11 protein-coding genes are annotated in these 13,786 nt (G+C 37.8%); all 11 read left to right on the forward strand.

Going from position 1 to position 13,786, the window contains the following annotated elements:
- Positions 1 to 2 precede the first annotated feature (2 nt).
- The 11 genes from dapB (at position 3) to ACQRDX_RS06390 (ending at position 13,619) form a co-directional block, all read left to right on the forward strand.
- Complete coding sequence (gene dapB, locus ACQRDX_RS06340; RefSeq protein WP_427895454.1) at positions 3 to 770, forward strand: 4-hydroxy-tetrahydrodipicolinate reductase; 768 nt, start codon at positions 3 to 5, stop codon at positions 768 to 770.
- On the forward strand, positions 767 to 1,978 hold the full coding sequence (locus ACQRDX_RS06345) for a CCA tRNA nucleotidyltransferase (protein ID WP_427895456.1): 1,212 nt from the start codon (positions 767 to 769) through the stop codon (positions 1,976 to 1,978). Before dapB ends, ACQRDX_RS06345 begins: the two co-directional genes overlap by 4 nt.
- Positions 1,971 to 3,839: an ABC-F family ATP-binding cassette domain-containing protein gene (locus ACQRDX_RS06350; RefSeq protein WP_427895458.1), complete on the forward strand. Its 1,869-nt coding sequence runs from the start codon at positions 1,971 to 1,973 to the stop codon at positions 3,837 to 3,839. The genes ACQRDX_RS06345 and ACQRDX_RS06350 overlap by 8 nt, the downstream gene beginning before the upstream one ends.
- 57 nt (positions 3,840 to 3,896) lie before the next feature.
- A complete protein-coding gene (locus ACQRDX_RS06355; protein WP_427895460.1) occupies positions 3,897 to 5,633 on the forward strand; it encodes an ABC transporter ATP-binding protein in 1,737 nt (578 codons plus the stop codon).
- Positions 5,634 to 5,642: 9 nt separating this feature from the next.
- A complete protein-coding gene (locus ACQRDX_RS06360) occupies positions 5,643 to 7,412 on the forward strand; it encodes an ABC transporter ATP-binding protein (RefSeq protein WP_427895462.1) in 1,770 nt (589 codons plus the stop codon).
- A 126-nt stretch (positions 7,413 to 7,538) separates the two neighbouring features.
- Positions 7,539 to 7,811: a 30S ribosomal protein S16 gene (gene rpsP / locus ACQRDX_RS06365; protein WP_427895464.1), complete on the forward strand. Its 273-nt coding sequence runs from the start codon at positions 7,539 to 7,541 to the stop codon at positions 7,809 to 7,811.
- A gap of 8 nt (positions 7,812 to 7,819) precedes the next feature.
- On the forward strand, positions 7,820 to 8,062 hold the full coding sequence (locus ACQRDX_RS06370) for a KH domain-containing protein (protein WP_427895466.1): 243 nt from the start codon (positions 7,820 to 7,822) through the stop codon (positions 8,060 to 8,062).
- Positions 8,063 to 8,247: 185 nt separating this feature from the next.
- Positions 8,248 to 8,766 (forward strand): ribosome maturation factor RimM, encoded by a 519-nt coding sequence (gene rimM / locus ACQRDX_RS06375; protein ID WP_427895468.1) that lies wholly within the window; start codon positions 8,248 to 8,250, stop codon positions 8,764 to 8,766.
- Positions 8,753 to 9,469 carry a tRNA (guanosine(37)-N1)-methyltransferase TrmD gene (gene trmD, locus ACQRDX_RS06380; RefSeq protein WP_427895470.1) on the forward strand — a complete coding sequence of 239 codons (717 nt, stop codon included), beginning with the start codon at positions 8,753 to 8,755 and terminating at the stop codon, positions 9,467 to 9,469. The genes rimM and trmD overlap by 14 nt, the downstream gene beginning before the upstream one ends.
- A gap of 95 nt (positions 9,470 to 9,564) precedes the next feature.
- Positions 9,565 to 10,560, forward strand: a complete 996-nt coding sequence (locus ACQRDX_RS06385; RefSeq protein WP_427895472.1) for an NAD(P)/FAD-dependent oxidoreductase — start codon at positions 9,565 to 9,567, stop codon at positions 10,558 to 10,560.
- A gap of 527 nt (positions 10,561 to 11,087) precedes the next feature.
- Positions 11,088 to 13,619, forward strand: coding sequence for an accessory Sec-dependent serine-rich glycoprotein adhesin (locus ACQRDX_RS06390; RefSeq protein ID WP_427897463.1), 2,532 nt, complete (start codon positions 11,088 to 11,090; stop codon positions 13,617 to 13,619).
- Positions 13,620 to 13,786: the final 167 nt, after the last annotated feature.

Here is a 13,786-nt window from a genome sequence, read left to right on the forward strand (position 1 = left end):
ATATGACGATAAGAGTAATTATTGCAGGATTTAAGGGTAAAATGGGGCAGGCTGCTTATCAAATGGTGAGTGAAGATGCTAATCTTACTTTAGCTGGGTTACTAGATCCATTTGCAACGGAAAAAGAAATTGATGGCGTTCCTGTTTTTAATAAAAAAGAGGACTTAATCGGTCTAGAAGCAGATGTCTGGGTTGATTTTACCATGCCTAAGGTAGCCTATGAAAATACACGTTTTGCTTTAGAGAATGGTTTTGCCCCTGTTGTTGGAACAACAGGCTTTACTCCAGAGCAAATTGAGGAGTTGACGGATTTATCTGTAGAAGCTTCTTTAGGTGGATTAATTGCACCTAACTTTGCGATTGGGGCAGTGCTGTTGATGCAATTTGCTGCCAAGGCTGCTCAGTATTTTCCTGATGTGGAAATTATCGAATTACATCATGATAAGAAAAAGGATGCCCCAAGTGGTACTGCCATCAAGACCGCTGAGTTAATTCGAGAAACTCGTGCCTCAAAACATCAAGGTGTTGCTGATGAAGAGGAACTCCTTAAGGGTGCGCGTGGTGCAGAATTTGATGGCTTCCGTATTCATAGTGTTCGCCTGCCTGGTCTAGTTGCTCATCAAGAAGTTTTGTTTGGTGCAGAAGGCGAAGGGCTAACTTTGCGCCATGATTCTTATGATCGCGTATCTTTCATGGGTGGTGTGAACCATGCCATCAAGGAAGTGGTTAAACGCAATCAGCTTGTTTATGGTTTGGAAAATTTATTATGAGATTAAAACAATTGCCTTCTGAATTTCAGAAGGCTTTACCCGTATTAGAAAAAATTAAGTCAGCTGGTTATGAAGCTTATTTTGTTGGTGGATCTGTTCGTGATGTTTTATTAGGGCGTTCCATTCATGACGTGGATATTGCTACCAGCTCTTATCCAGAAGAGACCAAGTCTATTTTTCATCGAACGGTTGATATAGGGATTGAACATGGAACTGTTTTAGTTCTTGAGAATCAATCAGAGTATGAGGTGACCACTTTTAGAACAGAGGATGTTTATGTCGATTTTAGGCGTCCTAGTTCCGTCAATTTTGTCCGTTCACTTGAAGAAGATTTGAAACGACGAGATTTTACGGTCAATGCTTTTGCCCTAGATGAAACAGGTCAAATTATTGATTTGTTTAATGGCTTAGAGGACCTCGAAAATAAGGTTTTGCGTGCCGTTGGTAAAGCAGAGGAGCGTTTTGGAGAAGATGCTCTCCGTATCATGAGAGGACTTCGCTTTGCGGCAACCTTAGATTTTTCAATTGAGAAGACAACCTTTGATGCCATGACACAACAGGCGCCGTTATTAGAAAAAATTTCGGTTGAGCGCTCCTTTGTAGAATTAGATAAGCTTTTAAGGGCTCCTTATTGGCGTAAAGGTGTAGAGGCTTTAATAGCTAGTAAAGCTTATCATTATTTGCCTGATTTAGCCAAACAAGATGTTGCCTTATCAGAAATGTTGAAATCATTAGCTTCAGACTTTTTATTTACCTCGTCAGAACAGGCATGGGCTGCACTTTTGATTTATTGTCATCATGCTAATCCAAAATCGTTTTTGAAAAAATGGAAAACCTCGAATGACTTCCAAAAAAATGTTATATCCATTCTAGAGATTTATCAAAAACGCCTTAATCAAGCAGTTGACAAAGCGACCTTATACCGATATGGTAAAGATTTAGTCCTTCTAGCAGAAAAGTTAAGAGAAGGAGCGGGGTTATCAGTAGATTTCAGGATTATTGAGGAGCTAGACCAAGAACTTGCTATTCATGATAAACATGAAATTGTCGTTAATGGGGCAAGTTTGATGCGAGATTTTGGTCTAAAACCTGGTCCAGAGCTAGGAAAAATATTAAAAAGCATTGAGATGGCGATTGTGAATGGTCATTTATGTAATACCAAGGAGGCAATTGATGCCTTTGTGAGAGAGGAGCTGAGTTTTGGCTGATTTTTTAGTAGAAGGGTTGACCAAGTCAGTCGGTGATAAGACTGTTTTTCGAGACTTATCCTTTATTATCCATCCTCTAGATAGGATTGGGATTATTGGCGTCAACGGAACTGGGAAGACGACTTTATTAGATGTTATTTCAGGTCACTTAGGTTTTGATGGTGATCGTCCACCATTTTCTTATCCAAGTGATTATAAGATTGCTTATCTGACGCAAGAACCTGAATTTGATGATCAAAAAACAATTTTAGATACGGTTCTTTCATCAGATTTAAAGGAAATGGTACTTCTTAAAGAGTATGAAAGTCTTTTGGCGTCTTATTCTGAAACCAATCAATTGCGATTAGAAAAAGTAATGGCAGAAATGGATGCTCTTGATGTTTGGTCAATCGAGAGTGAAGTTAAGACAGTTTTATCTAAGTTAGGACTTTCTGATTTAAGCTTACAAGTTGGTGATTTATCAGGAGGCTTGCGTCGCCGTGTACAATTAGCTCAGGTGCTTTTGGCTGATGCTGATTTATTACTTTTAGATGAACCAACCAACCATCTAGATATTGATACGATTGCTTGGTTAAGTCAATACCTTAAAAATAGTAAGAAAACTGTACTTTTTATCACGCATGATCGTTATTTTTTAGATAATATTGCAACACGCATTTTTGAATTAGCGAATGCAAATTTGATTGAATATCAAGGAAATTATCAAGATTATGTACGATTAAAGGCTGAACAAGATGAACGAGATGCAGCTAATCTTCATAAGAAAAAACAACTCTACAAGCAAGAGTTGGCTTGGATGCGAACGCAACCACAGGCTAGAGCTACTAAACAACAGGCACGTATCAATCGTTTTCATGATTTAAAAAATGATGTTCATCAAAGTGTCGCTCATCAAGAGATGGAAATCAATTTTGAGACAACTCGAATTGGTAAAAAAGTGATTCAATTTGATCAAGTTTCATTTGGTTTTTCTGATCAATTGCTATTAAATCAATTTGATTTACTGATTCAAAATAAGGACCGTATTGGTATTGTGGGTGATAATGGTGTTGGTAAATCAACGCTATTGAATCTTATTGTAGGAAAGATTAGCCCCCAGTCAGGTAAATTGGAAATTGGGGAGACTGTTCGAATTGGTTATTTTTCACAACAGCTGATTGATATGGATGAAAACAAACGTGTCATCACCTATCTGCAAGAAATAGCGGATGAAGTGAAAACGAGTGTCGGCTCCACCAGTGTAACAGACTTATTAGAGCAATTTTTATTTCCAAGATCAACTCACGGGACCTTGATTTCTAAGTTATCAGGGGGAGAGAAGAAGCGTTTATACCTCTTGAAAATATTGATTGAAAAACCCAATGTTCTATTATTAGATGAACCAACAAATGATTTAGACATTGCGACATTGACTGTTTTGGAGAACTTTTTACAAAGCTTTTCTGGTCCTGTGATCACAGTGAGTCACGATCGGTATTTTTTGGATAAGGTTGCCAATAAGATTTTAGCATTTGAGGGTGGTCAAGTTAGAGAGTTTTTTGGAGATTATACGGATTACCTTGATGAAAAAGCTTTTATCGAGAGTCAATCCACTCTGATGCAAAAAGAAAAAAGCTCTAAGACAGAAAAAATCAAAGAGTCTAAAAAACGAATGACCTATGCAGAAAAACAAGAATGGGCTACTATTGAGGATGTCATCACAGCTTTAGAGGATCGAATTGAACAAATTGAAGCGGAGATGTTAGCCAATAGTAGTGATTATGGTCAATTGGCAGTTCTTCAACGCGAATTAGATGAAAACAATGAACAGCTGTTAGAAAAATATGAACGTTATGAATATTTGAGTGAATTAGAGAAATAATGGTCTAGAAAAACTTTCCAGACCATTATTTGTGTAAAAATTTAGGGAGGAGAAGAGATGAAGTTAATATGGAATTATTTGAAGCCGTATCCTAAATGGCTAATTTTAGATATATTTGCGGCCTTCTTATTTGTTGTTGTTAATCTAGGTCTACCAACGATCCTGGCGAGAATGATTGATCAAGGGATAACGCAAAATGATCAGCAAGCTCTGTATTTTTGGGCTAAAATGATGTTTCTTGTGGTCTTAATTGGGATTGTAGGAAGGCTATTATTGGCCTATGCAGCTGGAAAATTGACAACACATATGGTAAGGGACATTCGTAATGATGTTTATGAGGCATTGCAAGATTACTCTCACCATGAATATGAAAAGATAGGAGTCTCATCACTCGTTACAAGGATAACAAGTGATGCCTTTGTCTTGATGCAATTTTCAGAACAGTCACTGAAATTGGGGATTATTACCCCGATGATGATGATCTCTAGTGTCGTAATGACGCTCTTAACTAGTCCAAGTTTGGCTTGGACAGTTGCAGTTGCGATGCCCTTTCTTGTTTTGACAGTAGTTTATGTGGCCATTAAGACCAGACCTTTGTCAGAACAACAGCAGAAAACACTTGATAAAATCAATCAGTATGTTCGTGAAAATTTAACAGGTTTGAGGGTCATTCGTGCTTTTGCCAGAGAAGACTTTCAAGAAGGGCGTTTTCATCAAGCAAATCAATCCTATTCTGAAACGTCTAAAAAACTTTTTGTTTTGACGGGATTGACAGAACCCTTATTTGTTCAGATTATTATTGCTATGATTGTAGCTATCGTTTGGTTTGCTTTAGATCCATTAGCTCAAGGAAGTTTGCAAATAGGGGACTTGGTAGCCTTTATTGAATATAGTTTTCATGCCTTGTTTTCATTTTTGATGTTTGCCAATTTGTTTACCATGTATCCAAGGATGCAAGTATCTAGTCAACGTTTGCAAGAGGTCTTAGATTTACCTATTTCCATTTCTAAAAATGAAGATGGGATAACTGAAACAAAGACGCATGGTTATTTAGAGTTTGACAATGTTACCTTTGCTTATCCTGGTGAGACAGAAAGCCCAGTCTTACACAATATTAGCTTTAAGGCCAAGCCAGGTGAGACAATTGCTTTTATCGGTTCAACAGGATCGGGAAAATCCTCTTTAGTGAGTTTGATTCCACGGTTTTATGATGTCACCTTGGGGCGTATTTTAGTAGATGGGGTAGATGTCAGACACTATCGTTTAAAAAGTTTGCGTGAGAAGATTGGATTTATTCCTCAAAAGGCTCTCCTTTTTACAGGGACGATTGCAGAGAATTTAAAGTATGGTAAGGATGATGCCAGTCTTGAGGATCTTCATAAAGCAGCAGAGGTAGCCCAAGCCAAAGATTTTATCGACAGTAAACAAGAGCGTTTTGATACACATTTATCAGAAGGTGGGAGCAATTTATCTGGCGGTCAAAAACAGCGTTTATCTATTGCGCGTGCTCTTGTGAAAGAACCAGATATCTATATTTTTGATGATTCGTTCTCAGCTCTAGATTATCAAACTGATGCTACCTTGCGTCGACGTTTGAAGGAAGTCACTAAAGAAGCGACAGTTTTAATCGTTGCACAACGTGTTGGAACGATTATGGATGCCGATCATATTATTGTCTTGGATAAAGGTGAGATTGTAGGACGTGGGACTCATGATGAATTGATGGCTACAAACCCTATCTATAAAGAAATTGCTGATTCTCAGTTGAATCGTCAAAAACTGACAGAGAAATAGGAGGTTAAGATGAAAGAAACTAAGGTGTTTAAAAGAGTTTGGACCTACCTCTCAGCTTATAAAGGTTCCATCTATTTGGCTATTTCTTTAAAGATTCTTAGCAGTATCATGAATGTTTTAGAACCTTTTGTTTTAGGGTTAATCATCACAGAATTAACATCTAATTTATTAGCTATAGCAAAAGGAGTGGCTGGTGCAGCAATCAATGTCCCTTATATTGTCAGTTTGTTAGCCTTATATGCTTTTCGTGCCTTGCTTTATGAAATTGGTGCCTATGGCTCTAACTATTACATGACTAAAGGGGTGCAAGGTGCGGTGATGGACTTAAGAGAAGATTTGAGTCGAAAAATTAATCGTATTCCAGTCTCTTATTTTGACAAGCATCAATTTGGGGATTTATTAGGTCGATTTACTAGTGATGTCGAAGCTGTATCTAACGCTCTGCAACAAAGTTTTCTTCAAATTGTTAATGCGGTACTGACCTTGATATTAGTATTGGTGATGGTCTTTTACCTGAATGTTGGATTAGCTTTGATTGTTGTCTTGATGGTGCCAGCGACATATTTTGGTTCAAGATTGATCATGAAGAAATCTCAACCTTATTTTAAAGCTCAGGCAGATATCTTGGGACAGTTAAATGGTTTTGTTCAAGAAAATTTGACAGGTTTTAACATTATCAAACTCTATGGACGAGAAGAACAGTCGAGTCAAGAGTTTCAGAAAATTACCTCTGATTTACAAGAAGTCGGTTTTAAAGCCAGTTTTATGTCCAGTATGTTGATGCCATTATTACATGGGTTATCAGACGTGACTTATATGGTTGTTGCCTTTGTAGGTGGTCTTCAAGTTATGGCTGGAAAATTAACGATTGGTAATATGCAGGCTTTTGTCCAGTATGTTTGGCAGATTACACAACCTGTACAGACATTGACACAGCTTGCACCACAACTACAAAGTGCTAAGTCCTCACTAGAGCGTATCTTTTCAGTTTTGGATGAAATTGATGAAAAGAGTGAAAAAGAGATGGTGTTGTCTTCCCCTCTAACAGGGCAGGTTTCCTTTCATTCGGTGGATTTCTCTTATGTGGCAGATAAGCCATTGATTCAGGGATTTAATTTAGAAGTTAAACCTGGGGAGATGGTTGCAATTGTTGGTCCCACTGGTGCAGGTAAGACCACTTTAATTAATCTCTTGATGCGCTTTTATGATGTGACGAGTGGTGCGATTACTGTTGATGGCCATGATATTCGCCAGATTAATCGCCAAAGCTACCGCCAGCAATTTGGTATGGTTTTGCAGGATGCTTGGCTATACGAAGGAACCATTAAAGAAAATTTGAGATTCGGCAGGCTAGAGGCTACAGATGAAGAAATTGTTGAAGCCGCTAAGATGGCAAATGTAGATCATTTTATCCGCACGCTTCCAGGTGGCTATAACATGGAGATGAATCAAGAATCTAGCAATATTTCACAAGGACAGAAACAATTGTTAACCATAGCTCGTGCCTTACTTGCAGATCCAGCTATTTTAATATTGGACGAGGCGACTTCATCTGTTGACACACGACTGGAAATATTAATTCAAAAAGCTATGAAGCGCTTGATGCAGGGGCGAACTTCTTTTGTGATTGCTCATCGCTTGTCAACAATTCAAGAAGCTGATAAGATTTTAGTCTTAAAAGATGGTCAGATTATAGAACAAGGTAATCACGAGAGTTTATTGGCAGCAAAAGGTTTTTATCATGACTTGTATTATAGCCAGTTTAGCCAGTCAGATTAAAAAATACAAGCTGTCAAGAAAAAAACTTGACAGCTTGTAATTATCTGTTATAATAGTAAAGGTAAATTGATAGCTATGCTATTCAATGAAACCAAAAATAATAAAACAGAAAAGAGATTATTTAAAATGGCAGTAAAAATCCGTTTAACTCGTATGGGTTCTAAGAAAAAACCTTTCTACCGTATCAACGTAGCAGATTCACGTGCACCACGTGATGGTCGCTTTATCGAAACAGTTGGAACTTACAACCCACTTGTTGCTGAAAACCAAGTAACACTTAAAGAAGACCGTGTTCTTGCATGGTTGGCTGATGGTGCGCAACCATCTGATACAGTTCGTAACATCCTTTCAAAAGAAGGCGTTATGAAAAAATTCCACGATTCAAAATTCTCAAAATAATTTAGCTTATGGATACGATTGAAAATCTCATTATTGCAATTGTGAAGCCCTTGATTTCACAACCAGATGCTTTTACAATAAAAATTGAAGATACCCCTGAATTTTTAGAGTATCATCTTCATCTTGCTAGCAGTGATATTGGGCGTGTTATCGGAAGAAAAGGGCGGACCATCACAGCAATAAGATCGATTGTCTATTCGGTTCCAACTCAAGGTAAAAAAGCAAGAATCGTTATTGATGAAGGAGCATAGAGTAGCATTACTCTAGCTCTTTTTTGTTATCTTGAGAAAAAAGAGAAATCATGATAGAATGGGTAAAAGTGGCTACTCTAAGTTTGTCTGACCAATTACCTAGAAAAGAGATTTGCTAGCGCTTAATGGGGAAGGAAAAAATATTGAAAGGCAGAGGAGCCTTGGTAGCCAAGAGTGGAGAGAAGATGAATTATTTTAATGTTGGAAAGATTGTCAATACACAAGGACTTCAAGGTGAAATGCGTGTCTTGAGTGTGACTGATTTTGCTGAAGACCGATTTAAAAAAGGGAGCGAGCTAGCTCTTTTTGATGATAAGGATCAATTTGTTTCAGTTGTCACAATTGCAAAACACCGTAAACATAAAAACTTTGATATTATTAAATTTAAGGATATGAATCATATCAATGACATTGAAAAATATAAAGGTTTTAGTTTAAAAGTGGCAGAAGAACATCTGACAGATTTAGATGATGGTGAGTTTTACTACCACGAAATTATTGGCTTAGATGTCTATGAAAATGATCTCCTGATTGGTCAAATTAAAGAAATTCTTCAACCAGGAGCAAATGATGTTTGGGTGGTAAAGCGTAAAGGAAAGCGGGATTTATTACTTCCTTATATTCCTCCAGTCATTTTGAATGTTGACATTGCTAATCATCGTGTTGACGTTGATGTTTTAGAGGGTTTGGATGATGAAGATTGATATTTTAACCCTTTTTCCAGAGATGTTTGCTCCCCTTGAGCACTCTATAGTTGGAAAAGCGAAAGATAAAGGTTTGCTTGAGATTAACTACCATAATTTCCGAGAAAATGCGGAAAAAGCTCGTCATGTGGATGATGAGCCTTATGGTGGAGGTCAAGGGATGTTGCTTAGAGCTCAGCCGATTTTTGATACAATTGCAAAGATTGGAGCTGAAAAACCACGTGTTATTTTGCTTGATCCTGCGGGGCGCCGCTTTGATCAATCCTTTGCAGAGGAGCTAGCACAAGAAGACGAGTTAATTTTTATTTGTGGACACTATGAGGGGTACGATGAGCGCATTAAGACCTTAGTGACAGATGAAGTGTCCTTAGGAGATTTTGTACTGACAGGTGGTGAATTAGCTGCGATGACAATAGTAGATGCAACTGTTCGCTTGATTCCAGATGTTATTGGAAAAGAAGCAAGTCATCAAGACGATTCCTTTTCATCTGGCCTTTTAGAATATCCTCAGTATACACGCCCCTATGATTTTCGTGGTATGCTGGTGCCAGATGTGCTGATGAGCGGTCACCATGAAAATATTCGTAAATGGCGCTTAGAAGAAAGTTTACGAAAAACTTATCAGCGCCGTCCTGACTTATTAGAAAATTACAGCCTAACTGAAGAAGAAGCGGTGTTGCTCGATAAGATCAAAGCCGAGTAAGGACATCAGCTCAATTTTTAAAAGCCTAGAAAATATCTTGAGTTAAATCTTACGTGTACTATAATGAAAAAAAGTTAAATGTTTGGAGAAAATAAATGACGGAAAAACAAGTTGTCGATATTACAATTATTGGTGGTGGACCAGTGGGCTTATTTGCGGCTTTTTATGCAGGTTTACGTGGTATGTCCGTAAAAATCATTGAAAGCTTATCCGAGCTAGGTGGACAACCTGCTATTTTATATCCTGAAAAGAAAATCTATGATATTCCAGCCTATCCAGAAGTGACAGGTGCTGAGCTCATCGAAAACCTCCTAAAACAATTAAAGCGTTTTGAAGATCGTACAACCATTTGTTTAAAAGAAGAAGTTAAAACTTTTGAAAAAGTAGATGGTCTATTTACTATCCAAACCAACAAGAATCAACATTTTTCTAAAGCAATCATTATTGCTTGTGGTAATGGAGCTTTTGCTCCACGCCCTTTAGGATTGGAAAATGAAGAGATTTATGCTGACACTAACCTTGTTTACAATGTTCATCAGTTAGATCAGTTTGCTGGAAAAGATGTTGTGATTTGCGGAGGAGGAGATTCTGCACTTGATTGGGCTTTAGCGCTTGATGGCTTGGCAAAATCAGTGAGTTTAGTCCACCGTCGAGAAGCTTTCCGAGCCCATGAACACAGTGTTGAACTTCTAGGGCAATCAAATGTGCAAGTGTTCACACCTTATCTGCCTCTTGAATTAAAAGGAGATGGCCACTTGGCACAGTCTCTTGTCATTCAAAAGGTAAAAGAGGAGGAAAGGGGGGAACTTTCTCTTGATGCTCTTATTGTGAGTTTTGGATTTTCAACTTCCAATAAAAACCTAAAAAATTGGAATCTTGATAGTAAGCGAAGTAGCATTTTTGTTTCATCTTTATTTGAGACCAACCAAGAGGGAGTTTATGCAATTGGAGATGCAGCTGCCTATGATGGAAAAGTTGATTTGATTGCAACAGGTTTTGGAGAAGCACCAGTCGCGATAAACCAAGCTATCAATTATATTTATCCTGATAGAGATAACCGAACAGTTCACAGTACTTCACTACTGAACTAAACCTATCGAGCTTTGCTCGGTAGGTATTTTTAAAAATATCATTTATTCTATAAAATTAATAATAAATGATATTATGGTTTAATATTAAAATCAAAAAAAAAAAAATGAGATTCCGGAGGCTGAAAGAGATATTTTTTGACAATAAATTTCCTATATATAAAAATAACTATAATAAATAGACATAAAAGTTGACAGTCTTAAGAAAAAAGGTTAAAATTAAGGTGTATTAGGGTGGATTTTTATAGACTTTATTCAGAAATAAGAAAAAATGATTTCTTTTATCATATTAGACAAACTTTAATAGGCTGCTTTGGCTAATGTGAGTCGGTTAGAAACACTACATTTTTATTGAGAGTAAAGTTTATATCAAGTTACACTTTTTAATGCAAGTGTTGCATTGGTTTTAGTTGACCAAGGTATAACCACTTGTGAGGTGAACACTTTGTTAATAGATTCACCTTAAAAGTTTGCTATTCTTTTAAAAAATGGCACAAATAATAATCAAAAAGGAGATTTCAAACAAATTTATGAGTAATCATCTCAAAAAAGGTTTGACAGAAACCTCGCGCAAGAGTCGCGTAAAACTCCACAAATCAGGTAAACACTGGGTAACAACAGTGATGTCCCAAATCGGATTGCTTAACCTTATCAAAGGTGGTAGTCAAGAAGTTAAGGTTGAAAATGTTGATCAAGAACGTTATTCTCTAGCTTCACACATGCTACGTGGTGTTCTTTCTGCAGGAGCAGTCGCAGGTGGTGGATTAATCTTATCAGATACAGTTCATGCCGAGGATACAGTTGCAACTGAAACAACAACGACTACAGATGTATTAGCTACAACTGACCAAGTTTCTTTGACAGCTTCAACAACAGAAAGTACAGTTGTTTCTGAGTCTACAGTAACAGAGTCAGCTTCAGCAACTGAGAGCACAAGCACATCAGCAAGTACGGACGAAGCTTCTGTATCAGCAAGCCTATCAACATCAGCTAGCATCTCGACTCTTCTATCTGAAGCAGCTTCTGAAGCAGCCTCAGTATCAGCATCAACTTCAGTAGAGACGTCAACTTCAACATCAGCTTCTGTATCAGCAAGTCAATCAACATCAGCTTCGACATCAGTCGCATCTACTTCTGAGTCAGCAGAAAGCACATCAGCGACAAGTTCAGAATCAACAACAGCAACGACACAAACTAAAGAAGAAGCTCTTACTATTCTTGAGCAAGTGACATCTGAAGCAGAAGCTCTTTCAGCAGAAGCTACTAACCAATTGGCTACAACTCAAGCTGGTAACACAGAATTGGCAGCAGCTGTTGCCGCAACTGCACCTGAGATTACAGCAGCACAAACAATTTTAAGTAATCCTAATGCAACAGTTGAAGAGATTCAAGCTCAGATCACAGCGGTTCGTTCAAGTGTTGAAGCCCTTGCAGTTGAGTTCAGTAAAACAACTACTGACGGTCTTGTCTTTGCTCGTATGGCGGATGCATTAGCAGCTACTACCTCAACGACTATCGGTTCAGGTACAGGTACCTTGGTTGATGCCGTATCAGTTAGCCCATCTATGGATGATGCCAATGGAGCAACTGCTACTCACACTACGTCAGGTACTCTCAAAGCTACAGAAGTTTCAGATTACATCACTTTCAAGTTCATCCCATTAGCCGGTTGGTATGATGGTACCGTTGGTGTATTGCGTGGATATAATGCTTCTTCAACTAACGGAGCTTATTTACGAGCTTCTGTTGATAAGAATCTTTCAGGTTCAATTCTTGTTGAATTAGTAGATAATGCAGGTAACCTATTGGAATCACATTCAATCAGTCCATCAGAATCTGCAGAGTTTACTCATTATCAAGCTCAATCAGCAAACTTCCCAATTGTTGCGTCATATTCTACGACTGGTGCTTCTGATACTGCATCTGGTTTGTTATCTGTAACATTTGATCAGAATACAATTGCCACAAACACGCTTGTGCCAACTCCAATTACCAATACAACGACTTATGTTACCGATACTGGTACAGTTTTAGGTACATATTCTGTGGTTACACTACCTGGATTGACAAACACTCCATCAGATATTCGAGATTTCCCAGGTTATGATTATTCAACTACAACAACTACTACTAAAGATGTAACTCCTGTTGCTGGTGAGTCTTATGTAGAACAGGTTCGTCAAGGGTATCCATATGATTGGGCTGATGCTGGTAAGTTGATTCAGTATAAAACAATTGTTACACCAACTACAGTAACAACTACCGTTGATGGTGTCGAAACAACTGAGCAAGCTGTTATTAAAGAATTGTGGGTTGCTGATCCAAATTACACAGGCACTCATGATTATACAACAACATCAACTGATGGATTTATTCGAATTTTGACTACCTCAACTATGACAGTCGGTGATTCAAATACTCAATATTTACTTGATTCGTCATTGTTGGACTCTGGGTATGTGATTACAAGAGGTAATGACAAGACCGGTACGACAGTTGTTACTGATGCAAGTCAATTAGATTTATCTACATTAGGATCAGAGGAATGGATTAAAATCCAATTCAATAATGATACTGATAATATTGCTTACTTCCAAATTCAACCGAATGGTAGTGTTGCATCACTTAATATTCACTTTGGACGTAATGTAAGACCTACTGATTCAGCATCAACATTTAAAGGAATTACATTCCCGCTTACTTTAAGATATACTGGTACTTCAATGACTGAAACTACTCATGTATATGTTGTTAACGAATCTGAGTCAACATCAATCTCAACTTCACAATCAGTATCTACGGTTGAGTCTGATTCAGCATCCGAGTCAAATAGCACATCTGTATCAGAATCAGCAAGTACAGCAATTTCAGAATCTGAATCAAATAGTACATCTGTATCAGAATCAGCAAGTACAGCAATTTCAGAGTCTGAATCAAACAGTACATCTGTATCAGAATCAGCAAGTACAGCAATTTCAGAGTCTGAATCAAACAGTACGTCTGTATCCGAGTCAGTAAGTACATCAGCATCTGAGTCAGCATCAGTATCAGCGTCAATCTGAGTCACTTTCAGCATCAGCATCTGAATCAGCATCAGTATCAGCTAGCCAATCTGAGTCATTGTCAGCATCAGCGTCTGAATCAGCATCAACATCAGCATCTGAATCAGCTTCAACATCAGCGTCTGAATCAGCATCAACATCAGCTAGCCAATCTGAGTCACTTTCAG

Source organism: Streptococcus sp. SGI.013, assembly GCF_050315295.1.
Taxonomy (GTDB): Bacteria; Bacillota; Bacilli; order Lactobacillales; family Streptococcaceae; genus Streptococcus; species Streptococcus porcorum.

Bases quoted from the DNA above. Each gene is read 5' to 3' on its own strand.
- ACQRDX_RS06390 (WP_427897463.1), top strand. From the start codon at position 11,088: ATGAGTAATCATCTCAAAAAAGGTTTGACAGAAACCTCGCGCAAGAGT.
- ACQRDX_RS06345 (WP_427895456.1), top strand. From the start codon at position 767: ATGAGATTAAAACAATTGCCTTCTGAATTTCAGAAGGCTTTACCCGTA.
- rpsP (WP_427895464.1), top strand. From the start codon at position 7,539: ATGGCAGTAAAAATCCGTTTAACTCGTATGGGTTCTAAGAAAAAACCT.
- ACQRDX_RS06370 (WP_427895466.1), top strand. From the start codon at position 7,820: ATGGATACGATTGAAAATCTCATTATTGCAATTGTGAAGCCCTTGATT.
- ACQRDX_RS06360 (WP_427895462.1), top strand. From the start codon at position 5,643: ATGAAAGAAACTAAGGTGTTTAAAAGAGTTTGGACCTACCTCTCAGCT.
- trmD (WP_427895470.1), top strand. From the start codon at position 8,753: ATGATGAAGATTGATATTTTAACCCTTTTTCCAGAGATGTTTGCTCCC.
- rimM (WP_427895468.1), top strand. From the start codon at position 8,248: ATGAATTATTTTAATGTTGGAAAGATTGTCAATACACAAGGACTTCAA.
- ACQRDX_RS06355 (WP_427895460.1), top strand. From the start codon at position 3,897: ATGAAGTTAATATGGAATTATTTGAAGCCGTATCCTAAATGGCTAATT.
- dapB (WP_427895454.1), top strand. From the start codon at position 3: ATGACGATAAGAGTAATTATTGCAGGATTTAAGGGTAAAATGGGGCAG.
- ACQRDX_RS06385 (WP_427895472.1), top strand. From the start codon at position 9,565: ATGACGGAAAAACAAGTTGTCGATATTACAATTATTGGTGGTGGACCA.